Source organism: Gordonia sp. (in: high G+C Gram-positive bacteria) (assembly GCF_047600385.1).
GTDB lineage: Bacteria > Actinomycetota > Actinomycetes > Mycobacteriales > Mycobacteriaceae > Gordonia.
Window position 1 is genome coordinate 420532 of record NZ_JASGKZ010000001.1, and the last position, 24696, is coordinate 445227.

Genomic DNA, 24696 nt, shown 5'->3' on the forward strand with positions numbered 1-24696 from the left:
GTGACATCGTCTGACCCGGTCACCCGGTATCAGTCCACCCCACCGTTTTCCGTCACAGTGACAGAAACAGTATCTCGGATGGTTTTCTTGTGTTTCACCCTCGAACAAACACGCGGCCGGCCATGAACAGACCTGAAACCACTTGTTGTTGTTTGCTCCTTAGAAAGGAGGTGATCCAGCCGCACCTTCCGGTACGGCTACCTTGTTACGACTTCGTCCCAATCGCCGATCCCACCTTCGACCACTCCCTCCCCGAGGGGTTGGGCCATGGGCTTCGGGTGTTACCGACTTTCATGACGTGACGGGCGGTGTGTACAAGGCCCGGGAACGTATTCACCGCAGCGTTGCTGATCTGCGATTACTAGCGACTCCGACTTCATGGGGTCGAGTTGCAGACCCCAATCCGAACTGAGACACGCTTTAAGGGATTCGCTCCACCTCACGGTATCGCAGCCCTCTGTACGCGCCATTGTAGCATGTGTGAAGCCCTGGACATAAGGGGCATGATGACTTGACGTCATCCCCACCTTCCTCCGAGTTGACCCCGGCAGTCTCCTGCAAGTCCCCGGCATAACCCGCTGGCAATACAGGACAAGGGTTGCGCTCGTTGCGGGACTTAACCCAACATCTCACGACACGAGCTGACGACAGCCATGCACCACCTGTACACCAACCACAAGGGAAACGATATCTCTACCGTCGTCTGGTGTATGTCAAACCCAGGTAAGGTTCTTCGCGTTGCATCGAATTAATCCACATGCTCCGCCGCTTGTGCGGGCCCCCGTCAATTCCTTTGAGTTTTAGCCTTGCGGCCGTACTCCCCAGGCGGGGTACTTAATGCGTTAGCTACGGCACAGAATCCGTGAAATGGACCCCACACCTAGTACCCACCGTTTACGGCGTGGACTACCAGGGTATCTAATCCTGTTCGCTCCCCACGCTTTCGCTCCTCAGCGTCAGTTACTACCCAGAGACCCGCCTTCGCCACCGGTGTTCCTCCTGATATCTGCGCATTTCACCGCTACACCAGGAATTCCAGTCTCCCCTGTAGTACTCAAGTCTGCCCGTATCGCCTGCACGCCTGCAATTGAGTTGCAGGATTTCACAGACGACGCGACAAACCGCCTACGAGCTCTTTACGCCCAGTAATTCCGGACAACGCTTGCACCCTACGTATTACCGCGGCTGCTGGCACGTAGTTGGCCGGTGCTTCTTCTCCAGGTACCGTCACAAAAGCTTCGTCCCTGGCGAAAGAGGTTTACAACCCGAAGGCCGTCATCCCTCACGCGGCGTCGCTGCATCAGGCTTGCGCCCATTGTGCAATATTCCCCACTGCTGCCTCCCGTAGGAGTCTGGGCCGTGTCTCAGTCCCAGTGTGGCCGATCACCCTCTCAGGTCGGCTACCCGTCGTCGCCTTGGTGGGCCGTTACCCCACCAACAAGCTGATAGGCCGCGGGCCCATCTCACACCGCACAAGGCTTTCCACCACCGACCATGCAGCCGGTGGTCCTATCCGGTATTAGACCCAGTTTCCCAGGCTTATCCCAAAGTGTGAGGCAGATCACCCACGTGTTACTCACCCGTTCGCCACTCGAGTACCCTGCAAGCAGGGCCTTTCCGTTCGACTTGCATGTGTTAAGCACGCCGCCAGCGTTCGTCCTGAGCCAGGATCAAACTCTCCAACAAAAAACCAATCAGAGAAATAGACCTGACCAAAAAATAATCCAAATTCAAAAGAATCAACTGGCAAAAAATCATCTTGTCAAAAACATGACAGACTCCCTCAAATGCCAGCCGAAAATAGTTGGCACAAGAAAATCCATCACACACTATCGAGTTCTCAAAAAACACACACCCACCAACACCACACCCCGTAAAAACAGCATGCGAACTTCGGTGAACCGGAGCCTTGCCGCCCGACTCGCGGGCAACTCCACCAGCCTAACCAGACCGGCAGTCGGAAGTCAAACCCGGATTTTTCCTCCCAGTCCCGCGCCCTCACGAAGTGAGAGAAGCAGGAACCGCGTGAAACATCCGGCGTCCAACCACCCAGGCCCTAAACTCTAGCAGAATCTAGAACCTGTTCGCAACCAGCAGCAGAAGTTTTTCTTTCGAAAGTTCGTCGCTGGCGACCTGAACTAAGTTACACACACGTCAACACGAACACAAACCCGCAGGTCACCACACTGAACAAGCACACAACCCCCACGCCGGCCGCACTGCGGACCAGTGAACGAGTCACCGTCCGCCGCGCAGCCGGCGCCGGGTCGATCAACCGTCGATACGCGGCTTCACCAGCGGGAACAGCACGGTCTCACGGATGCCGAGGCCGGTCAGAGCCATCAGCAGACGATCAATGCCCATGCCGGTTCCGGTGGTCGGCGGCATCGCGTACTCCATCGCGGCGAGGAACTCCTCGTCCAGAACCATCGCCTCGTCGTCACCGGCGGCGGCGAGGCGTGCCTGGTCGACGAACCGCTCCCGCTGGATGATCGGGTCGACGAGCTCGGAGTAGCCGGTGGCCAGTTCGAAGCCGCGAACGTACAGGTCCCACTTCTCCACCACGCCGGGCACGCTGCGGTGCGCACGCACCAGCGGCGAGGTCTCCACCGGGAAGTCCCGGACGAACACCGGCTGGTCGAGCTTCGCGCCGACCATGTGCTCCCAGAGTTCCTCGACGAGCTTGCCGTGGCCGTAACCCTTGCCCTCGGGGACCTCGAGTCCCACCTCGTCGGCGATCGCGAGCAGTTCCTCCACCGAGGTCTGCTCGGGAACGATCTCCCGGCCCAGCGCCTCCGACAGCGACGGGTACATCTCGATGCTCAGCCACTCCCCGCTCAGGTCGTACTCCGAGCCGTCCGGCATGGTCGGGGTCAGGGTGCCGAGCGCCCCCATCGCCACCGACTGGATGAGTTCGCGGATCATCGTCGCCGAGGTGTTGTAGTCGCCGTAGGCCTCGTAGGTCTCCATCATCGCGAACTCCGGGGAGTGCGTGGAGTCCGCGCCCTCGTTACGGAAGTTGCGGTTCACCTCGAAGACCTTGTCGATCCCGCCCACCACGCAGCGCTTGAGGAACAGCTCCGGCGCGATCCGCAGGTACAGGTCCATGTCGAACGCGTTCGAGCGGGTCACGAACGGCCGAGCCGCGGCGCCGCCGTGCAGCGTCTGCAGCATGGGGGTCTCCACTTCGAGGAAGCCCCGGTCGGTCATGTACCTGCGCAGCTCGGCCATCACCTTGATGCGGGTGCGGGCGATCTCGCGGGCCTCCGGCCGCACGATCAGGTCGACGTACCGCTGCCGAACGCGCGACTCCTCGCTCATCTCCTTGTGGGCGACGGGCAGCGGGCGCAGCGCCTTCGACGCCATCTCCCAGCCGTCGGCCATCACCGAGAGCTCACCGGTCCGCGAGCTGATCACCTGGCCGTGCACGAACACGATGTCACCCAGGTCGACGTCGGCCTTCCACCGCGCCAGGGCCTCTTCGCCGACGCCGTTGAAGCTGACCATCGCCTGCAGCTTGGTGCCGTCGCCCTCCTGCAGGGTCGCGAAGCACAGCTTGCCCTTGTTCCGCAGGAAGATCACGCGCCCGGCGATCCCGGCCTCGACACCGGTCTCGGTGCCGGCCTCCAGGTCGCCGTACTGCGCGCGGAGCTCGGCGAGGGTGTGCGTCCGCCCGACGCCCACCGGGTAGGCCTCGCGGCCCTCGCTCAGGATCCGCTCGCGCTTCTCACGCCGGATTCGCAGCTGTTCGGGGGTCTGGTCGTCGGTCTCTGCCACCTGCTCATTCACGAGGATCAAGATTAGGCCCGGTCCCGCGGGTCCCGCCAATCACGACGGCCCCGAACGGCGGGAGGCTTCGACACGGTCTCGTCACTGCGTTCCTCGACCGGCTCAGCCATCGGTAGGAGTGCGGTCCACGACCGGCTCGGCCATCGGCGCAATGCACTCCCGGACGAACAGACGGGGACGAGGCAGGCTGGGACGAAGCAGACGGGGACGGCCGAGGCGTTCAGGAGAACAGGTGGTGGGCGGCGGCGTCGACGGCACCGGTGATCCCGGCGGCCCGCAGCGCGCGATGGCCGCCGACCAGGAACCGCGCACCGCGCACGCCGCGCGCCTGCAGATGCCAGGCGAGCTGCTCGGCGTCGTACCCGTCCTCGGTGATCAGCAGCCACCGCGCCTCGTACGACGCCGAGCGCAGCGCCCCGGGGGCTCCGGGTGTGAGCAGCGTGAGGGCGTCGTCGAGGTCGAGCGCGATCGCCCCGAGCAGGGCGCCGTCGGCATGACGCGCCTGCGCCGAACGGAGATCGACGACGACGGCGCCGTCGTCGATCAGGGACCGGTACTGCGCGGTCTGCACGGACAGCGGGGTCGGCTCCTCGGAGAGGGTGCCGAAGGAGGTGGTGACGGGAACGTCGAAGGCGAGGGTCATCGCAAGGGTCCTCAGGAATGATCGGGTGGAGCGGGGAGAGTCGAACGAGGGAGCCGACCGCGAAAGGCGGTTTCAGCTCTGACAACACTCCCGACAGCTCTCGATCACGACGACGATTCTGCCACAGCCCGCAGCGCCGACGAAGAGTTTTGTGCACGGCCGCACAGAACCCGTCTCGTTCATATCGCCTGCGACTGCCGTTACTGTGAGGGCCATGTCGTGTTCATGTCCCGGGTCCGATGACGCACGGACGGCGCTCTCCCGCCGCTCCTTCCTGGCCGCGGGTGCCGCGGCGGCAGGCGCGCTCGCCGTGGGCGCCGGCGAGGTCAGGGCCGATCCCGGGGCGCTCGGCGGCGCCCGGATCGAGGGGACCACGCTCGCCCGGGTCGGGGTGCCCGGCAAGGCCCGCAAGGGCGGCTACCGCAAGTTGACCGCGGGGCCCGGCTGGCCGTTGTACGTCCGCCAGGACCTGGCCGCGGCGAAGGGGTCGCGGGCGGATCGTCGTACGGCCGTCGCATCGTTCGTGCAGTTCACCGACATGCACATCACCGACGTGCAGAGCCCGGCGCGTTTCGAGTACGTCCACCGGCAGGCGCCTTCGGCGTTCCGGCCGCACGAGACGCTGACCACGCAGGGCGCGGTCTCGCTGGTCGAGCGGGTCAACGCGCTCAAGTGCGGGCCGTTCACCGGCCGGGCCTTCGACGCCGTGGTGACCACCGGCGACAACACCGACAACCGTGAGGACGTGGAGCTCACCTGGTTCCAGCGGGTGATGTCCGGCGGCGACATCACCCCGAACACCGGCGCCCGCGACCGCTACGAGGGCGTCCAGTCGTTCGGGTCGTCGCTGTACTGGCAGCCGGAGTCCGACCGCGCCGACATCTACAAGGACCGCGGTTTCGTGCAGATCCCCGGGTTCCTGCGCGCGGCGATCCGCACGCATCGCAGTCCCGGCCTCGACACCCGCTGGTTCGCGGTCTTCGGCAACCACGACGACCAGTTCCTCGGCACCGTCCCGAACAACGTCATCGACTGGATGTACACGGCCGGGGTGAAGTTCGATCTGCCGGCGGACCATCCGGCCGCGGCGGCGATCAGCAGCGCGTTCCAGTCGAATCCGGCGGCGCTGGGGCCGCAGTTGGCGCAGTTGCGGGTCACGGGGCCGTCGTACCCGGTGACCCCCGACGCACGACGACGCCCGTTCGGCAACGCCGAGTTCGTGCGCAGGCACTTCCACCCGTCCGTCACCGGTCCCGGTCCGGTCGGCCACGGGTTCAGCGCGCCGGACGGCCCCACCTACTACGGCTTCGAGATCGCTCCGGGACTGCGCGGCATCGCCTTGAACACCTGTAATTCGCTCGGCATCGCCGACGGCTCGATCAGCCGGGTGCAGCTGGACTGGATGGAACGTGAACTGCGCCGCCACCGCGACCGGTTGGTGATCGTGTTCAGCCACCACACGTCCACGACGATGACGGCCAAGCTGCCCAACCCGGAGACGCCCGGCCAGGCCCAGTACGGCGGCGAGCATCTGGTGTCGGTGCTGAAGAAGCACCCGAATCTGATCGCCTGGGTCAACGGGCACACCCACCGGAACGAGATGACGCCCCACCGCGGCAGCTCGCCGAAGCACAGCTTCTGGGAGATCAACACCGCCAGCCACATCGACTTCCCGCAGCTGGCGCGGATCCTGGAGGTGACCGACAACGGCGACGGCACCCTGAGCATCTTCACCCCGCTCATCGAGGCCGAGAGCCCGTACACCGCGGACGAGTCCGACCTCTCCCCCACCGGGCTGGCCAGCCTCTACCGCGAGCTCTCGTACAACGACATCCATCGCAACGACGAGGCGCTCGGCAAGATGACGGACCGGAACTGCGAGCTGCTCCTGGCGCATCCGCTGCGCTGACCCCCACGACACGTCCGCTCCGACGCGTCTACGACACCGTCCCGGTCACCTCGAACGCCCGCCACGGCAGCACCGGGTGACTGCCGTGACCGGGGTCGATGCCGACGAGTTCCTGGTCCCCGACGGCGATCCGTTCGTGCTTGAACACGTGGTCGACGACGAGACGTCCGGCGAGCGTCGGCGGCGGCGCGACCGGGTCGGCCCAGTCGGTGATCGTGGAGTGGCCGTAGATCTGGCTGAACGGGACCCGCGTCGCGAGCCAGCCCGGAACCAGCTCCGTCGCGGTCTGCGCCCACAGCGGTCCGACGATCGGACTGCTCCGGTTCAGCAGGACACCGGCCGCGAACACCGACGCATCCCGCCCGCGCAGCAGGCCGTTCAGTGCGGACGCCGCGTCCGCCGCCGTCGTCGGGCCGCCGAGGATCCGGCGCCAGAACGGTTCGGTGAGTCCGGCGTGCGTCACCAGATATTCGCGCGTCGGCGTCGAGATCGCCGCCGCGACCCGCGCATCGCCGCGGGCCACCCATCGGCGCAGCGTCTTCGCGGAACGACGGCTCAGCTTCTGCGGCCAGGCGAACACCGGCTGATGCACGTACTGCGCCTCGTGGTTGCCGATCAACTGCACCCAGCGCCGCCCGGACCGCTCCAGGTGGTGATCCACCAACTCGATCACCGCCTCCGAATCCGGGCCGCGGTGGATCAGGTCGCCCACCTGGATCACGACGAGGTCGTCGGGCAGGCGCCCGTCGCGGACGCCGAGCCGGTCCAGCTCGGCCCGCAGCTGATCGGCGTGGCCGGCGACGTCGCCGAGCACCGCGATCCTCACGGCGTCCAGCTGCCGGCGGCGGCGCCGATCTCCGCACGACGGCCCATCCGGCGGCGGATCGCGTCGACCTCCCGGATCGCCTGACCGATCATCCGGCGTTCGATCGGCGTCAGCTCGTCCTGCTCGATGAGGTCGCCGGGCGGCTCCCCCCGATCGAGTTGATGCAGCTGGTGCCGCAACCGCAGCTGCTGCATCAGTTCGAAGACCTCGGTCAGTCGCTCCGCGTCGACGCGGGTCAGCAGGTCCGAGCCGGATCGGTTCCGGAGCCGGTCGACGGTCCGCAGATCGGTCGACGCCTCGGAGAGCGCCACCCATCTCGCGATGTTCACGATCGGCAGCAGCCCCCGGGTCTTGGCGTCGAACGCGCTCGCCGTCGGCGAGACGAGGCCGCGCAGGCCGGGGCGCCGGGCCGGATGCGCGAGGGCCTCCTCGAGGAGCAGTTCCAGGGTCTTCGGGTGCCTGCGGACCCGGCCGAGCGTCCGGGCGACGTCGGACAGCCCGGGGTCGCCGTGGATCGGCCGACCGTCGAGCAGCAGCGAGATCATCAGGATGCCCTTGTCCGCGTACGGCTCGGCCAGCCAGCGTCGTGCGGCGGCGAGCCACTGCCGGTTGGTGCGCGAGAACGCGGGGGCGGCGGTGCTCGCCCCGTGCGTGTCGGTCGGGATCCCGGAATCGGCGAGGATCCGGTTCACCTCGGCGAACGCGGACCGGTAGCGATGCGCCTCCTCGTCGGAGACGTCGTCGTCGAAGACCACCGCGGCGTCGACGTCGGACGACAGCAGGGCCTCGCGGCGCCCGTTGCTCCCCAGGGACAGCCAGACGAACCGGTCCGCGGTGAGGTCCGGGTGACGCTCGAACACCAACCGGATCGCCCGCCGGATCAGCGTGTCGACCATCGCGGAGTACAGCGAGACGACGCGGTCGACGGTGAGGCCGCCGCGCCAGCTCTCCTCGACGACGCCCGGGATCTTCCGTGCCCGGGTGACCAGCGCGTCCGCGGTCTCCGAACGACGCAGCTGCTCGTGCAGACCGACGCCCGCCGAGACCGGCGCCGACACGAAGTCCCGGCTGTTCACGGCGCCGCGCAGGGCCCCGCCCGGACCGGTCACCAGCAGGATCTCGTCCTCCTGGTCGAGGAGGCGCAGCACCGCCTCGGACACCGGGCTGTCCGAGGCGATCACCGGCGCCGGGAACGTCATGACCTCCGACACCGGGGTCGTCGCCGCCAGTCCGGCACCGAGCACCCGGCTGCGCAGGCGGGCATCCGTCACCAGCCCGAACCCGCCGGTCGCATCCACCACCGCGTACGGCAGATCGCGTTCGGTCATCAGGGCGGCGGTCCGGGCGATCGGGGTGCCCGGAGACACCCGTACGGGAGACGAGAGCACCAGATCGCTCACCGACACGAACTCGGGCCGCGTGGAGTCGCTCCGGTGCGCGGTGCCGATGTACTCCGCGAGGAATCGGGCTCCGACCCGCGTCGCGAACGCCTCCTCGACGATGTCGAGCGGGATCCGCGCCGCGGTCGTCTCGGTGACGGCGACCGCTCGCGGCCCGATCGGACGGGCCGCGAGCAGCGCGGAATAGCCGAAGATCTCCCCGGCCCCCGCGCGGTGGGCCGCGCCCTGGTGCAGCCGGTCGGCGTCGAACCACAGGTCCACGGTGCCCGTCAGCACCACGAACACCTCGTGGGTCGGTGCGGCGAAGGCGTCGACGATGAGAGCCCCGGCCGGGTAGGCCGTGATCACCGCGGACTCCTCGGCCCGCGCGCGAGTCTCGTCGGAGAGCGCGCTGAAGGGCGGCTGTTCGACGAGGAAGGTCTCCAGGTCGAGGTCGCTCATCGTCGGACTCCCGTTCGTCGCACCTCTGCCGCACCGACCCGGGTGCTCACCGGATCACGTCGCCACCGGACAGGACGATCGTCTCACCGGTCATGAAGCCCGCGTCGCCGGAGCCGAGGATCTCGACCCAGCGCGCGATCTCCGCCGGCTGGGCGACCCTGCCCAGCGGTACCGACGCGGCGGCCTCGGCCATCCGTCCGGTGGCCGCGTTGCCGGGGGTGTCCACCCAGCCCGGGGCGATCGCGTTGACCCGGATCCCCCGGCCGGCGAGTTCGAGCGCCAGCGATTTGGTCAGCATCACCACGGCCGCCTTCGAGGCGCAGTAGAGGAGCTGACCGGGCGAGACGGTGAAGGCGTCGACCGAGGCGAAGTTCACCACCGCGCCGCCGTCCATCCGGGCCACGGCCTCGGCCGTCACGTTCAGGGTGCCCAGGACGTTGACGTCGAACACCCGCCGATAGGTCGCCTCGTCGAAGGTCTCCAGGGTGGTGGGCGGGTACACGCCCGCGATGTTCGCGACGAGGGCGATCGGCGCGCCGTCGGCGGCGAGGTGCGCGTCGAGCACCCGGCCGACGCCCTCGCGGTCGGTCACGTCGACGGCGACGGTGCGGACGGTCTCGGTGCCGACGGGGTACTCGGTCTCGACGCGATCGAGCGCGAGCACCTGCCAGCCGGAGGAGGTCAACAGTTCGGCGGTGGCGCGGCCCATGCCGCTCGCGGCGCCGGTGACGACAGCGGTTCTCACAGATCTGCCTTTCGTTCGGGGTTCTGGTTCGGTTCGGGGTGAGCATCGGGAAGCGGATCGACCGCGGTGTGCACGATCTCGTCCTTCATCGCCTCGGCGCCCTCGGTGTCGCCCGCGGCTTCGAGTTCGGCGGCCGCGACCGACTCGGCTTCGAGCATCGTCATCTCGGGCGGTGCGAAACCGGTGGCGACCGCCCAGAAGTAGGCGATGAGCGACACGATCATCGCCGCGAGGATGTCCCACGGGAAGGCGAGGATCGGCTCGTCCAGGGGGCCGTACGATCCCAGTCCGCCGAGCGTCAGCAAGGCGAGGAGCTGGAACACCAGCCAGTATCCGCCGCGCAGGTGCGGGACTCCCGGTTCGCTGGTCAGCAGTCGCAGCACCGCCAGGAAGACGATGCAGAGCCCGATGGTGCCGCCCAGGTAGGCGAGCATGGTCGACAGATCGGTCGTGGTGCCCGGTGCGGCGAGGACGAACCCGCTCCGGCCGGCGACGAAGATCCAGCCGACCAGGAAGAGCGTCGCCAGCAGGGCGGCCGGACCGCGCTTGACCCAGCCGTTGTAGGTGGAGAAGCACACGGCGTAGACGCACAGCGCACCCAGCAGGATCGTGATGAGGTTGACCAGGGTGACGAATCCGCACCAGTAGATGATCAGGGAGGCGGCGAGGAAGCCGGCCGGCGCGAGCACCCGGGCGGCGGGCAGCCGGTACGGCCGCACCAGATCCGGGGCCGTCCGACGCCACACCATCAGCGCGACGGAGGCGGCGAGGGTGCTGAGCACCAGCGCGGAGCTGATGAACCCGACCAGCCGGTACCAGCTCGGCGCCGGAGCGAAGAACGAACAGCCGACGACGAAGGCGACGACCGCCGACGCCACCGGGATGCCGTGCTTGTTCATCGAGGTCAGCGCCCGCGGGAAGTACTTGTTGGTGGCCAGGCCGTAGCCGACGCGCGCTCCGCCGCCGAGGTACAGGTATCCGGCGGCGCTGGGCGAGAGGATGGCGTCCAGCAGGAGCACGGACACGAACGCGCCGAGCAGCGCCATGCCGGTGGCCTTCAGCGCCGAGTTCAGCGGCCCGTCCGCCCAGGTGCTGCCTTCGAGGGCGGACCAGTCTCCGGCGGCGACACCGGCGTCGGCCCAGTCGAGGGCGCCGATCAGCGCCACCTGGAGTCCGATGTAGATGCCGAGCGGGATCAGCACGGAGCCGACCGTGCCGAGCGGGATGTTGCGTTTGGGGTTCTTCACCTCGCCGGCGAAGTCGATCACGCCGCGGAATCCCATCATCGCGAAGGCGATACCGGAGACCGCGACCGCCTGGAGCGTCGACGAGAAGCCCGAGTGACTGCCCCCGCCGTTGCCGAAGAAGCCGTAGTCGGTGAAGTTCCCGGCGCGGAAGACGAAGAACAGCATCAGGAAGGTCACCGTCGGGATGATGATCTTCCACCAGGTGACCCAGCGGTTGGCCTCGCTGAGCAGCTTCACGCCGAAGAGGTTGATCAGCAGGAAGAAGACCATCATCGCCAGGCCGACCAGGATGCCGCGCGGCCACGACAGCATCGAGACGCCGTCGACGGTGGTGAGCAGCCCGAGGTCGGGGAACAGGCCGCCGACGTAGGTGATCGCGGCGATCGCCTCGATGGCCGGCAGCGAGACGTTCGCCAGCCAGTACGAGAGCCCGAGGATCCAGCCGGTGAGGCCGCCGTGCGACAGGTACGGGTAACGCACGATCGCGCCCGAGAACGGCAGCGCGGTTCCCACTTCCATCCAGGCGAGGGCGATCACCAGGGTCAGTGCGCCGCCGATCACCCAGGACAGCACCGCGGACGGACCCGCGACGCCGGCCGCGGAGAGCGCGGCGAACAGCCATCCGGAGCCGATCTGGCCGCCGATCGCGATGAACATCGCGGCTTGCAGCGACATCCGGCGTTGGAATTTCGCATTTGATTCGTATGTGACAGGTGGTGACGTCGACATGGCCCCTCCAAGAGCAGTCGGTGAACCGGGACCGACCGTCGACGTTGACGATCAGCGTTTTCCGAGTGTGATTCACCTCGCAGGACTAGGTAAAGGCATGAATCAAATGATCGGTCAAAGTTTTAAGCTATGGCTAGACCTCCGGGGCCGCCGGCATCGGGATCGCCTCCAGCAGCGCTCGAGTGAGGCCGACCAGGACCGATGCCGCCGGGGACAGCACCGCGTTCCGCCGCCACACGAACCCGTACTGCTCGATCAGCGGCGGGTCGAGCGAGACCGAACGCAGCCCGCGCGTGAATCCCAGTCGTTCCGCGACGGGCGGCGAGGCGATCGTGTCGCCCACGCCGCGGCGCGCCAGTTCGAGGGCGACGGCGTACGACTCCACCTCGATGGCCGGCCGGATCACGTGGCCGGAGGCCTGGGCGCGCGCATTGAGCTGCAGCCGGGTCGGGTCCATGTCGCCCCAGCGCGCTTCGGGCAGGATCAGGGTCGCCCGGGCGATCGCCTCGATGCCGATCGGTCCGGCGGCGCGCTCGGGTGCAGCGGTGTAGTAGCACGCCTCCGACCGCCAGATCACCGGGCTGATCTCCAGACCGCGATCGTCCACCGGAAGGGCCACGACGCCCGCCTCCAGATCGCCGCTGCGCACCGCCTCGGCGACCTGCACCGAGTTGAGCTCCTCGATCCGCAGCGACACCCCCGGGTACAGCGCACGGAACTCGGCGATCAGGTCGACGTTGATCAGGTCGTGCGCGCTCGAGAAGGTGCCGAACGAGACGCTGCCCCCGGTGAGGTTGCGGATCGGGTCGACCGCGGTCACCGCCTCCTCCGCCGCGGCGAGCGTGCGTTCGGCGTAGGGGACGAGCATCCGCGCCGCCTCGGTGAGGATCAGTCTGCGGTTGGTCCGGGTGAAGAGCGAGACCCCGAGCGCCCGTTCCAGACGGCGGATCTGGTCGGAGAGGCTCGGCTGCGCGATGTAGTTCGCCTCGGCCGCGGCGGAGAGCGAACCGTGCTCCACCGCCGAGAGGAAATAGGTCAGTTGCTGCAGCGTGATCGGCGTCCTCGACATCACCATAGGTTAATCCTTGATGAGGGTGCAGCTAATGGTTATGGACCCGATGACCCGGTCGACCGAACAATCGAGGCGAGGGATCCCACCGGAGGATCCGCCAGATCCGAAAGGACGCGACATGGCTCGTATCTGCATCATCGGCGCCGGCGCGGCCGGCTTGTCCGCCATCGCTCAACTCCGTCCCGCGGGGCACGACGTCGAATGCTTCGAGAAGACCGACCGGGTCGGCGGCCACTGGCACACCGACTACGAGGCGCTGCACCTGATCACGGCCCGGGACGCCACCCATTTCGAAGACTTCCCGATGCCCGCGGACTACCCGCACTTCCCCCGGCGCGACCAGGTCCGCCGGTACATCGAGTCGTACGCCGACCACGCCGACCTCCGCCGGAGCATCGCCTTCTCCACCGAGGTGCTCTCGGCCGAGCCGGTCCCCGCGGGCGACGCGCCCGTCGGCAGCGCCGGATGGCGCGTGGTCACCAGCCGCGGTGACGAAGGGGTCTTCGACGCCCTCGTCGTGGCGAACGGGCACCTGTGGAGCCCCAGGATCCCCGAGGTGCCCGGCACGTTCACCGGCACCGCACTCCATTCCAGCGAGTACGACAACGTCGGAGACCTCGAGGGGAACCGGGTCCTGGTGGTCGGTGCGGGCAACTCCGGATGCGACATCGCCGTCGACGTCGCCCAGCATCGGCTCGAAGCCGATGTGGTGGTGCGCAAGGGGATCCACTTCCAGCCCAAGATGTACTTCGGCGTGCCGCGCCAGCAGGTGCCGTGGCTGAGCGAGTACACCGCCGCCGAGCAGGACCTCCTCGCCCGCCTGCTCGCCAAGGTGGCGATCGGACCGAACAGCGCCTACCCGGGTCTGCCGGAGCCCGAATCGCACGACCTCGCCGGCGGCGCGACCACCGTCAACGACCTGCTCCTGTACTGGATCCAGCACGGACGCGTCACGGTGCGGCCGGGCATCGAGCGTTTCGACGGCAAGACCGTCCACTTCTCCGACGGCACGAGCGCCGAGTACGACTCGATCGTCTACGCGACCGGGTTCGACGTCGCACTGCCCTTCCTGGACGCAGACCTGCTCGCCGGCGAGGCCGGCGTGCCCCGCCGGTACGCGGGCGGGATCCTGCCCGAGGGCGCCGAGAAGCTGTACTTCGTCGGCCTCATCGCGCCGCGCGGACCGCAGATCCCGATCTACGGCGTGCAGTCCAAGCTGGTCCTCGACATGATCGCGCTCCAGGAGCAGGCGGGTCCGCTCGGGATGGCCCTGGCCAACTACTTCTCGGTGATGCAGGAGGCGGAGCTGCGCATCGACATCGTCCGCGCGATCTGGGAGGAGCAGATGCGCGACACCGAGCGGCTGCTCCGTTCGCTCGCGGCCACCCCCGCGCCGGTCGCCGCCGGTTCGGCCGGAAACTGACGGGAGACCTGCCGAGATGAATTCCGCATCGACCATCGCCCCCTGCCCCGGTCGGCTGGACGGGCGCATCGCACTGATCACCGGAGGCTCCCGCGGCCAGGGCGCCGCGCACGGGGCGCGGCTGTCCGCCGAGGGCGCGACCGTCTACCTCGCCGACGTGCTCGACGACGAGGGCGAGGCGACCGCCGCCGCGCTCCGCGAATCCGGCGCGGACGTGACCTACCTCCGTCTCGACGTGACCGACCAGCAGCAGTGGACGGCCGCGCACGACCGCATCGCCGGCGACCACGGCCGCCTCGACGTCCTGGTCAACAACGCCGGGATCGTGCACGTCACCCCGCTCGAAGAGGAGACGGCCGAGGCCTGGAACCGTCTCCTGGCGGTGAACCTCACCGGCGCCTTCCTCGGCCTCCGGACCATGCTCGGGCTGCTGCGGGCGTCGTCGGTCGCCTCGGTGATCAACACCTCGTCGATCTTCGGCCCGTCGGGAGCGATCGGGTACGCCGCCTACGCGGCGAGCAAGTCGGGGCTGCTGGGGCTCACCCGCACCGCCGCCCTCGAGTTCGCCGCCGACGGCATCCGGGTCAACGCGCTGGTCCCCGGCGGTGTCGCGACGCCGCTGAACGCGAACGAGCCCGGCACCGGCGTGGTCCCCGAGACCCCGCTGGGACGACGCGCCGATCCGGCCGAGCTCGCCGCGGCGGTCGCCTTCCTGGCGTCCGACGACGCACGCTTCATGACCGGCAGCGAACTGGTGGTCGACGGCGGATTCCGCGCCCGATGACCCCCCGAATCCATCACGAGACAAGGAGTTCTTCATGAGTCAGGTCGTCAAGGGAGTCATCGCTCGGGTGAAGGGGGCGCCGGTGGAGACGGTGGACATCGTCATCCCGGATCCGGGACCCGGGGAGGCGGTGGTGCAGGTGCAGTCGTGCGGGGTGTGTCACACCGATCTGCATTACCGGGAGGGCGGGATCAACGACGAGTTCCCGTTCCTGTTGGGTCACGAGGCCGCCGGGATCGTCGAATCCGTCGGTGAGGGGGTGACCTCGGTGGCCCCGGGTGATTTCGTGATCTTGAACTGGCGTGCGGTGTGCGGGCAGTGCCGCGCCTGCAAACGCGGCGACCTCAAATACTGTTTCAACACCCATAACGCGACGCAGAAGATGACCATCGCCGACGGCGAGGACGCGGGTGTGGAGTTGAGTCCGGCGTTGGGGATCGGGGCGTTCGCCGAGAAGACCCTGGTCGCCGCGGGACAGTGCACCAAGGTCGATCCGGGAGCGCGGCCGGCCGCGGTCGGACTCCTCGGCTGCGGGGTGATGGCCGGCCTGGGCGCGGCCATCAACACCGGCCAGGCCGGCCGCGGCAAGTCCCTGGCCGTGATCGGGTGCGGCGGCGTCGGCGTCGCGGCGATCGCGGGCGGGAAGTTGGCCGGGGCGTTGCCGATCATCGCGATCGACATCGACGCCAAGAAACTAGAGAAGGCCCGGGAGATGGGTGCCACCCACGTCATCGACTCCTCGCAGGTCGATCCCGTCACTGCGGTCGCCGAAATCTGCGACCAGTATTATCCGGGTGCGGAGGGGGCCGATGTGGTGGTCGAGGCCGTGGGCCGTCCGGAGACGTGGAAGCAGGCGTTCTACGCCCGGGACCTGGCCGGCACCGTGGTGCTGGTCGGGGTCCCGAACCCGGAGATGAGGGTCCCGGAGATCCCCCTGGTGGACGTGTTCGGACGCGGCGGCGCGTTGAAGTCGTCGTGGTATGGGGATTGTCTGCCGGAGAAGGATTTCCCGATGCTGGTGGACTTGTATCGCAATGGTCAGTTGGATCTGGATGCGTTCGTGACCGAGGAGGTCGGGATCGACGAGGTGGAGGCGTCGTTCGAGAAGATGCACCACGGCCAGGTGCTGCGCAGCGTGGTGGTGTTGTGATGGGGGTGCGGGTCGATCACGCGGTCACTTCCGGGACGTTCAGTCTGGACGGGGAGACCTTCGACGTGGACAACAACGTGTGGGTGATCGGTGACGACACCGAGTGCGTCGTGCTCGACGCCCCCCACTCGGTCGAAGCGATCCTGGACGTCGTCGGCGGCCGGGAAGTGAAAGCGATCGTGTGTACGCACGCTCATGATGATCATGTCCGGTACGCGCCGGAGTTGGCCGAGGCCACGGGGGCGCCGATCTGGTTGCACCCCGACGACGCCCCGCTGTGGGAGCTGACGCATCCGGGGCGCAGGTGGGATGCGGACCTGGCCGATGGTCAACAGATCACGGTGGGCGGGACGGTGTTGAGGGTGTTGCACACGCCCGGTCACGCGCCGGGTGGGGTGTGTCTGTATGCGCCGGAGTTGGGGTGTGTGTTCACCGGTGACACCCTGTTCTGTGGTGGTCCGGGGGCGACGGGACGGTCGTTCTCCAGCCGCGAGGTCCTGGAGGACTCGATCCGGGCGCGTCTGTACGACCTGCCCGCCGACACGGTGGTGCACACCGGTCACGGCGCCGACACCACGATCGCCGCGGAGAAGACCCTCCTGGGCTGAACACCGACTCCCACCGGCGGGAACCCGGCTCCACCGGCGGGAATCGTCCCCCGACGGCTGAAATCCGCTCCCAGAAAGTGAAATCTGTTCCCGCCGAATGGATTTCGTTTCCGCCGGCGGAGCTCCGTCGAAGCCACACCGAACACCGGCCGTAGACGAGGCGGACTCCCCTCACCGACCCGAGACCCTCGATCCCCGCGCACAACGACCCGGCGCATCCTTGTCCCCACAGGCCATGGTGTGACCGAATCGTCGGCAGTTGAATGAGATCCACGACACGTCGGTGTCGGGACGAAGAAGGAGCACACGGTATGAGTGAACAGTTGGACGGCCAGGGTGCGACGGTCGTCGTCTCCGACGTCGACGCCGTTTCGGAGGCCGGGCCACGACACCGGTCGAGTGTGCGAGAGAGCGGTTCGGTGCCCTGTACAGCCCGGTTCCGGACGTCGAGGGAGAGTTCCTCCAGCCGATCGCGGCGCTGTCGGGCGACGACCGGTGCGAGATCACCGCGCTGAGAACACCCGACCACCGGAAATCACATATCTCGACAATGCCGCTCTCCGACGTCGTCGTGCTCAGGCGAACACGACGACGTCGGCGACCGTCCTTTCCGCCGGCTGAGCCGTGCGAGGAACGAAGTGACGAGTACGTGTCGAAGCCCCCGCCCGCGACGACCCGCCCACACCCGACCGACCGTCGAACGCGAGACGCGCGACCGCCCGCGCGCACAACGATCCGGCCCGATGTTGTCCCCGCAGACCATGGTGCGACCCTTCCGACACAGGGTTGACTGAGACCCACGACACATCCCCGTGTCCGGACGGAGAGGGAACACACGGTATGAGCAAGCAGTTGGACGGCAAGGTCGCGATCGTCACCGGAGCCGGTGCGGGTCTGGGCGAAGCCATCGCACGACGACTCTCCGCCGAGGGCGCGAAGGTCGTCGTCTCCGACATCAACGGCGCCGCCGCGCAGGCGGTGGCGGACTCGCTCGACGACGCCCTCGCGGTCACCACCGACGTCACCTCGGAGGCCGAGGTGAAGGCACTGGTGGAGCAGGCGCGGGAGCACTTCGGCGCCCTGCACATCATGGTGCCGAACGCCGGGGTCGGGTTCGTCCAACCGATCGCGGCGATGTCGTACGACGACTGGCGCAAGACCACCTCGGTGAACCTCGACGGCGTGTTCCTGTCCATCCGCTACGCGGCGCCGGTGATCGCCGAATGCGGCGGCGGCGCCGTCGTCACGATCAGCTCCATCACGTCCACCGCGGGTTCCCCGTTGCTCGCCCCGTACGCCGCGGCCAAGGCCGCCGTGCGCAACCTCACCGAGACCGCCGCCATCGAGTTCCGTCCGGCCGGCGTCCGGGTGAACGCGGTGCTTCCCGGCTTCGTCGACACCGCGCTGGTCACCACCGCGGCGCCGCAGTTCGAGGCCGCTCTGGGCCTGCCCGCCGGCGGCTTCGACGGACTGATCGAGCAGAAGCAGGGCCGCTACGGGACGCCGGAGGAGGTGGCCGCCGCAGTGCTGTTCTTCGCCTCCGGCGAGTCGTCGTGGTGCACCGGCAGCAGCCTGGTGCTCGACGGCGGCATGGTCGGCTCGCTTCTGTAGACGACCGGCTCGTTCTCCGACGTCGTCGTGCTCAGGCGAACACGACGACGTCGGCGACCGCCGTCAGCACCGACTCGCCGTCGACCGTCAACGCACTCGTGAGGACCACGTCCGCGCGACCCCGTCGCTCGTCGAGCCGCACCTCGTCGATCCGCGCCCACCCGGTGAGCACGTCGCCGGGGCGCACCGGCCGCACGAACACCACCTCGCGCAGATCCCGACCGGCGATCACCCGCCACTGCCGGTAGACCGCGTCGACGGTGAGTCGCTGCATCACCGCGATCGTCTGGATGCCGCTGGCGATGACCCCGCCGAACAGCCCGCGGGCGGCCGCGGCCTCGTCGGTGTGGAAGTACTGCGGATCCCACCGTTCCGCGAACGACAGCACGTCGTCGAGAGTCAACGCGTACTCCCCGAACGTGTACGTGGTGCCTGTGATCAGGTCTTTCCCGCCGACGGTCATCGATTCCTCCCGGCTTTGGCGCGCTCGTGGACGCGGCGGAGACCGTCCAACGTCAGAAACGGGGCGTGGTCGGTGAGGGTGCGGCATTCGTCGTACATCATCGGCGCCTGATAACCGGTCGCCACGACGACGACGTCGCGCCCCGCGAAGCCGGGCACGTCGGCTTTGATCCGTTCCACCAGGCCGTCGACCTGGCCGGCGAAACCGTAGAGGATGCCGGACTGCAGTGCTTCGACGGTGTTCTTGCCGAGCACGCTGCGCGGCGGCTGCAGTTCCACCTTGCGGACCGTCACCGTGTGGTCGCTCAACGCCTGCACCCCGAGGTTGACGCCGGGGGCGATCGCGCCGCCCAGGAACTCTCCCTTGGCCGAGACCGCGTCCACCACCGTCGCCGTCCCGAAGGCGACGACGATGCACGGTCGGCCGGGGAAGTTCGCGTGCGCCGCCAGAGCGTTGGCGACGCGATCGGTCCCGACTTCTTTCGGATTGTCCACGAGCAGCGGGATCCCGGTGCGCACCCCGGGCTCCAGCAGCACATGCGGGCTCGTCTCCGATCGGCCCGCGCCCGGACTCCCGGCGCCGAAGTAGCGCGGCAGCATCACTCGGATCTCACGCAGGAGCGACGGGACGGTGGAGAGGGCTGCCACCGCCGTCACGCGCTCGATGTCGTCGCCGAGCAGTCCGCGCAGGGTCAGCGCGAGCTCGTCAGCGGTCAGATGCGGATCGGTGTGGATACGCCAGTCGCGCACCAGCGCCGCATGGTCGCCGAATCCCGCGAACACCCCGAGATGGATGTTCGTGTTGCCGACGCTGACCGTGAGGAGCATCAGACGACGGCGTCGGCGAGAACAGACCCGCTCGCTTCGCTCCCGGCGTCGGCGAGCTGACGCGGGTCCTTGAGACCCGAATCGGCGGGCACGTCCGCGGGGTCGTCGGTGAGCGAGATCTGCCGGTTGTGCTCGTCGACGAAGACCACCTTCGGCGAGTAGCTCTTCAGTTCCTCCTCGTTCAGCATCCCGTAGCCGATCAGGATCACCAGATCGCCCGGGTGCACGAGGTGTGCGGCCGCACCGTTGATGCCGATCACGCCGGTCCCGCGCTCGCCGGCGATCACGTAGGTCTCCAGGCGGGCGCCGTTGTCGATGTCGACGATGTGGACCTGCTCGCCTTCGAGCAGCCCCGCGGCGTCGAGCAGATCCTGGTCCACGGTCACCGAGCCGACGTAGTGCAGGTCGGCCTGGGTCACGCGAGCGCGATGGATCTTGGACGTCATCATGGTGCGGAACATGGGGTACCCCTCTTTCTAGTTGTCTTCACCGTCGGTGAAGAACGCTTCCTTGGCGGCGTCGTCGTACTGTCGGCGGACGCCGCCGATGTCGACGCCGACGTTGTCGAGCAGACGGGTGTCGCCGATGCGGGCCGCGACGAGCAGCCGACCGTCGCCCTGCTCCGGCGCATCGCCGAGCGTGCGGCCGCGCAGTTCCAGATAGTCGACGTCGATGCCGGGCTCGGTTTCGAGCACCGCACGCGCGGCGGCCAGCACCGCGTCGCGCCCGTGCTCCCCCGCATGAGTCCCGGCCAGCAGCGCGGCCGAGAGCGTCGTCGCCAGCTCACGCTGCTCCGGCGTGAGATAGCGGTTGCGCGAACTCATCGCCAGCCCGTCGGCCTCGCGGACCGTGGGGACGCCGACGATCTCGACGTCCATGTTCAGATCCGCGACCATCTGGTTGATCAGGACCAGCTGCTGGTAGTCCTTCTCCCCGAAGTAGGCGGCGTGGGGGGCGGCGATGTTGAGGAGCTTGTTGACCACGGTCAGCATGCCCGCGAAATGCGTCGGGCGGGCGGCGGCCTCCAGGCCGACCCCGGCCGGGCCGGGGTGGACCGTCGTCCGCGGCCCGTTCGGGTACACGGTGTCGACGGTCGGCGCGAACACCAGCGGGACCCCGAGCGCGGCGAGCTTGGCGCAGTCCTCGTCGAACGTGCGCGGGTAGGCGTCGAGGTCCTCGCCCGCGCCGAACTGCAGCGGGTTGACGAAGATCGAGACGATGACGACGGTGTTGCCCCACCCCTCGGCGGCGCGGATCAGCTCGAGGTGTCCCTCGTGCAGTGCGCCCATGGTCGGGACCAGGGCGACCCGCCTGCCGGTGGCACGCAGGGCCTTGCTGACCCGGTGGAGTTCGGCCGGGTCGCGGTGCACGGTCAGCGCACCGGGGGTGTACGGGGCCTGCGCGGCCTCGATGATCTCTGTCATGGATTCCCCTCGATGGAGTCGAGCAGGTCGGCGGGAGCGCCGGCCTGCGTCGCGGCTCGGGCTGAGAGCACGCGATAGCCGAGTGCCACACCGGGGTCGGGCAGACCCTCCAGTGCGGTGCGATGCCGCTGCACGGTCGCGCGGTCGCCTCGGGCGACGGGACCGGTGAGGGCGGAGGGACCGAGTGCGAGCACGTTCTCCAGGGAGGCCCGGACCAGCGGGCCGAGGATCTGCTCGGGAAGGCCGGCGGCACCGCCGTCGACCGTCGCCTGCTCGGCCAGGCGGTGGGGTCCGTCGATCGCGGCCCGCAGCGCGGTGACGGCGTCGGTGACCAGGGCGATCAGATTGTTCGCGCCGTGCGCGAGGGCGGCGTGGTACAGCGTGCGCTGCGACTCGTCGATCCGGACCGGCGTCCCGCCGATCTCCAGCACCAGCGAGGCCGCGACCGCGTCGCCGAAGGGGTCGGCGGAGGTGATGCCGAAGCACGACGACGCCAGGCGCGGCGTGTCCTCGTCGCCGCCGACGAAGGTCATCGCCGGGTGGATCGCCAGCACCATGCCGCCGCGCCGCGCGACGGGATCGAGGATCGCGGTGCCGTGCGCGCCCGCGGTGTGCACCACGATCTGGCCGGGCCGCAGGCAGACGGCCACCCGGTCGATCACGGTGGGGAGTTCGGTGTCGGGGACGGCCAGCAGCACCAGGTCGGCGGCGGCGACCACGTCGTCGACGGAGCCCGGACGGGCGGACGGGAGGCGGCGCTCGGCACGCTCACGGGAGGCCTCGGAACGGGCGTGGACGGCGACCACCCGATGTCCGGCGGCGGCGAGCGCCTCGCCGAGCGCGGTGCCCACGCGGCCCGCCGACACGATGCCGACGTTCAGGCGCGGAGCAGGGGTGGATGCGGTCACCGGAGTCCTCCAAGGTCAGTTCCAGTCCCGGCACGGGCCGGGTACCAGACTTTCACCCCGCAAGAGTAGGCCCGCCTAACACGTCGCACCAGATCTTGTGACCCGCTTCACCGATCGACGGGGCGGCTTCACCGCGGCGGCGTCTGGTCGGGGAAGGGGTGGTTTCGACACGCCTCCGTCACTTCGTTCCTCCGGCGGCTCAGCCAGCGCATGAACAAGCACCCCACCGTCTACTCCCGGCGACGCCCAACCGCTCCCTGAGCCGCATGCGAGCGCAGCGAGCCTGCGCGTCGAAGGGGCTCAGTCGCGGCGGCGGCGACCGCCGCCGCGCCGGCCGCGCCCCTCGTTCAGCCGACCCAGGAGGTCGTTCACCGACAGGCCGTCGGTGTGGGCGCCGTCGTCGTGCGTCGAGGCGCGCCGACCCCGCTGCGGCATCGGCGGGACCTCCGGGACCTGCGGCACCTGGTGCGGCTGCGGCGCGGGCCTGGTGTACGCCGGGCGGCCCGGCACCGCGGGCGGCTGATACGCCGCGGCGTCGTACGCCTGCGGCTGCTCCTCGTACCGGGGGTCGTCGTCGTACTGGGGCAGCTGCTGCGTGTACTGCTCGCCGTCGTCGTGCCGGCGTCGTCCCCCGTACTGCTGCGCGGGGGGCACCGGCGCCTCGGTGTACTCGCCGGACGGGTAGTCGTAGTCGTCGGCGGTGTAGTCCGCCGGATCCGGCGACCCCGTCAACGGGCGCACCTCGGCCGGGACCTCGTAGTAGTCGCTCTCGTGATACTCGGGGGCGTACTCCCGCTCGGCGGGCTCCTCGCCGGTCACCACCGGGATGATCTCGGTCATCTCGACGTCGCCCGGCGCCTCCACCTCCAGTTCGCCGGTCGCCTCGACCGGTTCCGGCGCGTGCCGCCCGGTGTCCGCCGGCGGCGCGGTGTATTCGAAGTCCAGATCGGCGGCCACCCGATCGTCGGTCACCGGAACGTAGCCGACCCCCGACAGTCCCGACCCCAGTTCGCGACGACGTTCCGGACGCAACGCCGGCGGCACCTCCGGAAGCGGCTTGCCCAGCAGCTCCTCCAGGCTCGCACGCAGCGCCAGCACCTGGACCTTCAGCGCCTCGAACTCCTCGCTGGTCTCCTCCGCCACCTCGTGGCGGATCGCGTTCTCCACCTCGGACTCGTACTGTCGCCGCGCGAAGATCTCCTTCTCCAGCTGCAGCTCGTACATGTCGCGCTGGTCCCGGCCGCGCAGTTCGGCCACATCGGCCTGGCGGCGGTACTTGGTCACCAGGATCGCACCGATCACCGCGGCCCACAGCGCGGCGACGACGGCGATCGAACCGGTCAGCGAGATGTCGTCGCCGAACACCATCAGCAGGCTCGCGATCACCGCCAGCACGATGAACAGTCCGAGCAACCACTGGGCGACCTGCGTCGACCCGGTCGACGACGCGGCCGCGCGCACCGCCGATCGTTTATCGCTTTTATCCGACTCGTCGGGGCCGGCCGGCTTCGTCGCTCTCCGGCGCGGCGCGCGACGGGTGTTACTGGTGTTGCTGTTGGTGCTGGCCATGACAGTCAACTTACCTGGCCGAGCGGCCTCGGACCTGCACCGGCCGCGAAAAGTCGGTCACGAAAGGGCCAATCCCTGCATCATGCGGGATTCGGTGAGGTATCGGTGATCTCGGGATCCGGATCGTCCGGCGCCCGGCAGCAGTACTCCAGCCACAGCGCCGCGGCGGCCAGCAGCAGACCGCCCACCGCCCCCACGACCGCTGCGGGCAGATCGGCGACGGCCACGTCCAGGTACCGCCGCGACAGCAGGAACACCAGCAGACCCGACCAGCCGCCGAGAGCGATCGCCCCGAGCACCGCCGAGGCCTTCGCCAACGCCGCCGACCGCGCCACGTTGATCGGGTGCAGCTGTCCCTCCCCCGGCCCCACCTTCCGATTCGCGACCCGGCTGCGCACCAGGAACGCGATCATCACCTCCAGTCCGGCGAGGAGATAGAGGATCAGGCTCGCCGGCCACGGCAGCGACGGGAACCCGCCGTAGTAGTAGCGGGCCACCACCCACAGCAGCACACCGGTCACCGCGGCGATCGCCAGCAGGTCGCGGACCCGCGTCGGACCCAGGGCCGGTTCGTCGTCGCCCCGTCCCCCCGGTGTCCGCGTGCGGCCGACCATCAGGAGTCCTCCACCCGGACCACACCCGACCGCTCGTCCGGAGCCAGTCCGGCGAGCAGATCGACGACGCGGCGCACCCCGTCGGGCGTCCACAGCTCCGCTTCGGGATCGACGTCGAGCCACGGCGCCAGCACGAAGGCCCGCAGCGCCGCCCGCGGATGCGGCAGCGTCAGCTCGGGGTCGTCGTCGACCACCTCGACCCCGTCCACCTGCACCGACACCACGTCGACATCCAGACTCCGCGGCCCCCACCGGACCTCGCGGACGCGTTCGGCGGCCGCCTCGCGTTCGCGGCAGAAACCGAGCCACTCCCGCGGGGTCAGAGCCGCCTCGGCGATCAGGGTCTGATTCAGAAAGTCGTCCTGCTCCACCCCGCCCCACGGCGGGGTGCGGAACACGCCCGACGCCGCGACCAGTCGATCGCCGAGGGCGTCGACCACCTCCGCGAGCCGCGCCCGGCTGTCGCCGAGATTGGATCCGACCGAGAGCACGACGCGGCTGGTCGACGTCACAG

Annotated in this window: 21 protein-coding genes and 1 rRNA gene; 6 read left to right on the top strand and 16 right to left on the bottom strand. The window is 68.8% G+C overall.

Features of this window, described 5'->3' with window-relative positions; all coding sequences use genetic code 11:
- Positions 1 to 163 precede the first annotated feature (163 nt).
- The 3 genes from QM809_RS01885 to QM809_RS01895 all read right to left on the bottom strand — a co-directional run bounded on the left by QM809_RS01885 (position 164) and on the right by QM809_RS01895 (position 4432).
- Positions 164 to 1686: ribosomal RNA gene (locus tag QM809_RS01885) — 16S ribosomal RNA — on the bottom strand.
- Positions 1687 to 2271: 585 nt separating this feature from the next.
- Positions 2272 to 3777 (bottom strand): lysine--tRNA ligase, encoded by a 1506-nt coding sequence (gene lysS / locus QM809_RS01890; protein WP_415044151.1) that lies wholly within the window; start codon positions 3775 to 3777, stop codon positions 2272 to 2274.
- 232 nt (positions 3778 to 4009) lie between these two features.
- The gene (locus tag QM809_RS01895; RefSeq protein ID WP_415044152.1) at positions 4010 to 4432 is read right to left on the bottom strand and encodes a rhodanese-like domain-containing protein; all 423 of its coding nucleotides are present in this window, start codon (positions 4430 to 4432) and stop codon (positions 4010 to 4012) included.
- 214 nt (positions 4433 to 4646) lie between these two features.
- Between QM809_RS01895 and QM809_RS01900 the strand changes: the two genes are divergently transcribed.
- Positions 4647 to 6341: a TIGR03767 family metallophosphoesterase gene (locus QM809_RS01900; RefSeq protein ID WP_415044153.1), complete on the top strand. Its 1695-nt coding sequence runs from the start codon at positions 4647 to 4649 to the stop codon at positions 6339 to 6341.
- A gap of 28 nt (positions 6342 to 6369) precedes the next feature.
- Here QM809_RS01900 and QM809_RS01905 read toward each other — a convergent pair whose 3' ends face one another.
- The 5 genes from QM809_RS01905 to QM809_RS01925 form a co-directional block, all read right to left on the bottom strand.
- Positions 6370 to 7167 carry a metallophosphoesterase gene (locus QM809_RS01905; RefSeq protein WP_415044154.1) on the bottom strand — a complete coding sequence of 266 codons (798 nt, stop codon included), beginning with the start codon at positions 7165 to 7167 and terminating at the stop codon, positions 6370 to 6372.
- A complete protein-coding gene (locus QM809_RS01910) occupies positions 7164 to 9008 on the bottom strand; it encodes a putative nucleotidyltransferase substrate binding domain-containing protein (RefSeq protein ID WP_415044155.1) in 1845 nt (614 codons plus the stop codon). Before QM809_RS01910 ends, QM809_RS01905 begins: the two co-directional genes overlap by 4 nt.
- Positions 9009 to 9054: 46 nt before the next feature.
- A complete protein-coding gene (locus tag QM809_RS01915; RefSeq protein WP_415044156.1) occupies positions 9055 to 9753 on the bottom strand; it encodes an SDR family NAD(P)-dependent oxidoreductase in 699 nt (232 codons plus the stop codon).
- Positions 9750 to 11675 carry an APC family permease gene (locus QM809_RS01920; protein WP_415044157.1) on the bottom strand — a complete coding sequence of 642 codons (1926 nt, stop codon included), beginning with the start codon at positions 11673 to 11675 and terminating at the stop codon, positions 9750 to 9752. Before QM809_RS01920 ends, QM809_RS01915 begins: the two co-directional genes overlap by 4 nt.
- Positions 11676 to 11862: 187 nt before the next feature.
- Entirely contained in the window at positions 11863 to 12804 is a 942-nt protein-coding gene (locus QM809_RS01925) for a LysR family transcriptional regulator (protein WP_415044158.1), read from the bottom strand.
- 115 nt (positions 12805 to 12919) lie between these two features.
- Here QM809_RS01925 and QM809_RS01930 point away from each other — a divergent pair, with 115 nt between their 5' ends.
- The 5 genes from QM809_RS01930 (at position 12920) to QM809_RS01950 (ending at position 18377) form a co-directional block, all read left to right on the top strand.
- Positions 12920 to 14224, top strand: a complete 1305-nt coding sequence (locus QM809_RS01930) for a flavin-containing monooxygenase (RefSeq protein ID WP_415044159.1) — start codon at positions 12920 to 12922, stop codon at positions 14222 to 14224.
- Positions 14225 to 14240: 16 nt separating this feature from the next.
- Positions 14241 to 15008, top strand: coding sequence for an SDR family NAD(P)-dependent oxidoreductase (locus QM809_RS01935; RefSeq protein WP_415044160.1), 768 nt, complete (start codon positions 14241 to 14243; stop codon positions 15006 to 15008).
- Between the two features lie 34 nt (positions 15009 to 15042).
- Positions 15043 to 16158: an S-(hydroxymethyl)mycothiol dehydrogenase gene (locus QM809_RS01940; RefSeq protein ID WP_415044161.1), complete on the top strand. Its 1116-nt coding sequence runs from the start codon at positions 15043 to 15045 to the stop codon at positions 16156 to 16158.
- Positions 16158 to 16766 (top strand): MBL fold metallo-hydrolase, encoded by a 609-nt coding sequence (locus QM809_RS01945; RefSeq protein WP_415044162.1) that lies wholly within the window; start codon positions 16158 to 16160, stop codon positions 16764 to 16766. The genes QM809_RS01940 and QM809_RS01945 overlap by 1 nt, the downstream gene beginning before the upstream one ends.
- 840 nt (positions 16767 to 17606) lie before the next feature.
- A complete protein-coding gene (locus QM809_RS01950) occupies positions 17607 to 18377 on the top strand; it encodes a glucose 1-dehydrogenase (RefSeq protein ID WP_415044163.1) in 771 nt (256 codons plus the stop codon).
- Positions 18378 to 18408: 31 nt separating this feature from the next.
- On the opposite strand, the gene QM809_RS01955 is transcribed toward QM809_RS01950, so the two are convergent.
- The 8 genes from QM809_RS01955 to folK all read right to left on the bottom strand — a co-directional run bounded on the left by QM809_RS01955 (position 18409) and on the right by folK (position 24694).
- Positions 18409 to 18840, bottom strand: coding sequence for a MaoC/PaaZ C-terminal domain-containing protein (locus QM809_RS01955; protein WP_415044164.1), 432 nt, complete (start codon positions 18838 to 18840; stop codon positions 18409 to 18411).
- A complete protein-coding gene (locus QM809_RS01960) occupies positions 18837 to 19667 on the bottom strand; it encodes a type III pantothenate kinase (protein ID WP_415044165.1) in 831 nt (276 codons plus the stop codon). The genes QM809_RS01955 and QM809_RS01960 overlap by 4 nt, the downstream gene beginning before the upstream one ends.
- A complete protein-coding gene (gene panD, locus QM809_RS01965) occupies positions 19667 to 20128 on the bottom strand; it encodes an aspartate 1-decarboxylase (RefSeq protein ID WP_415044166.1) in 462 nt (153 codons plus the stop codon). The genes QM809_RS01960 and panD overlap by 1 nt, the downstream gene beginning before the upstream one ends.
- Before the next feature lie 15 nt (positions 20129 to 20143).
- Positions 20144 to 21091: a pantoate--beta-alanine ligase gene (panC, locus tag QM809_RS01970; RefSeq protein ID WP_415044167.1), complete on the bottom strand. Its 948-nt coding sequence runs from the start codon at positions 21089 to 21091 to the stop codon at positions 20144 to 20146.
- Positions 21088 to 21999: a Rossmann-like and DUF2520 domain-containing protein gene (locus tag QM809_RS01975; protein ID WP_415044168.1), complete on the bottom strand. Its 912-nt coding sequence runs from the start codon at positions 21997 to 21999 to the stop codon at positions 21088 to 21090. Before QM809_RS01975 ends, panC begins: the two co-directional genes overlap by 4 nt.
- A 300-nt stretch (positions 22000 to 22299) precedes the next feature.
- Complete coding sequence (locus QM809_RS01980; RefSeq protein ID WP_415044169.1) at positions 22300 to 23568, bottom strand: DUF6779 domain-containing protein; 1269 nt, start codon at positions 23566 to 23568, stop codon at positions 22300 to 22302.
- An 80-nt stretch (positions 23569 to 23648) separates the two neighbouring features.
- A complete protein-coding gene (locus QM809_RS01985; RefSeq protein WP_415044170.1) occupies positions 23649 to 24182 on the bottom strand; it encodes a DUF3180 domain-containing protein in 534 nt (177 codons plus the stop codon).
- Positions 24182 to 24694 carry a 2-amino-4-hydroxy-6-hydroxymethyldihydropteridine diphosphokinase gene (gene folK, locus QM809_RS01990; protein ID WP_415044171.1) on the bottom strand — a complete coding sequence of 171 codons (513 nt, stop codon included), beginning with the start codon at positions 24692 to 24694 and terminating at the stop codon, positions 24182 to 24184. The genes QM809_RS01985 and folK overlap by 1 nt, the downstream gene beginning before the upstream one ends.
- Between the last annotated feature and the right edge of the window lie 2 nt (positions 24695 to 24696).

Coding starts and splice junctions, on each gene's coding strand:
- panD (WP_415044166.1), bottom strand. CDS start 20,128: ATGTTCCGCACCATGATGACGTCCAAGATCCATCGCGCTCGCGTGACC.
- QM809_RS01900 (WP_415044153.1), top strand. CDS start 4,647: ATGTCGTGTTCATGTCCCGGGTCCGATGACGCACGGACGGCGCTCTCC.
- QM809_RS01935 (WP_415044160.1), top strand. CDS start 14,241: ATGAATTCCGCATCGACCATCGCCCCCTGCCCCGGTCGGCTGGACGGG.
- QM809_RS01920 (WP_415044157.1), bottom strand. CDS start 11,675: ATGTCGCTGCAAGCCGCGATGTTCATCGCGATCGGCGGCCAGATCGGC.
- QM809_RS01910 (WP_415044155.1), bottom strand. CDS start 9,008: ATGAGCGACCTCGACCTGGAGACCTTCCTCGTCGAACAGCCGCCCTTC.
- QM809_RS01950 (WP_415044163.1), top strand. CDS start 17,607: ATGAGCAAGCAGTTGGACGGCAAGGTCGCGATCGTCACCGGAGCCGGT.
- QM809_RS01925 (WP_415044158.1), bottom strand. CDS start 12,804: ATGGTGATGTCGAGGACGCCGATCACGCTGCAGCAACTGACCTATTTC.
- QM809_RS01955 (WP_415044164.1), bottom strand. CDS start 18,840: ATGACCGTCGGCGGGAAAGACCTGATCACAGGCACCACGTACACGTTC.
- QM809_RS01940 (WP_415044161.1), top strand. CDS start 15,043: ATGAGTCAGGTCGTCAAGGGAGTCATCGCTCGGGTGAAGGGGGCGCCG.
- QM809_RS01945 (WP_415044162.1), top strand. CDS start 16,158: ATGGGGGTGCGGGTCGATCACGCGGTCACTTCCGGGACGTTCAGTCTG.
- QM809_RS01930 (WP_415044159.1), top strand. CDS start 12,920: ATGGCTCGTATCTGCATCATCGGCGCCGGCGCGGCCGGCTTGTCCGCC.
- QM809_RS01980 (WP_415044169.1), bottom strand. CDS start 23,568: ATGGCCAGCACCAACAGCAACACCAGTAACACCCGTCGCGCGCCGCGC.
- QM809_RS01985 (WP_415044170.1), bottom strand. CDS start 24,182: ATGGTCGGCCGCACGCGGACACCGGGGGGACGGGGCGACGACGAACCG.
- QM809_RS01895 (WP_415044152.1), bottom strand. CDS start 4,432: ATGACCCTCGCCTTCGACGTTCCCGTCACCACCTCCTTCGGCACCCTC.
- panC (WP_415044167.1), bottom strand. CDS start 21,091: ATGACAGAGATCATCGAGGCCGCGCAGGCCCCGTACACCCCCGGTGCG.
- QM809_RS01960 (WP_415044165.1), bottom strand. CDS start 19,667: ATGCTCCTCACGGTCAGCGTCGGCAACACGAACATCCATCTCGGGGTG.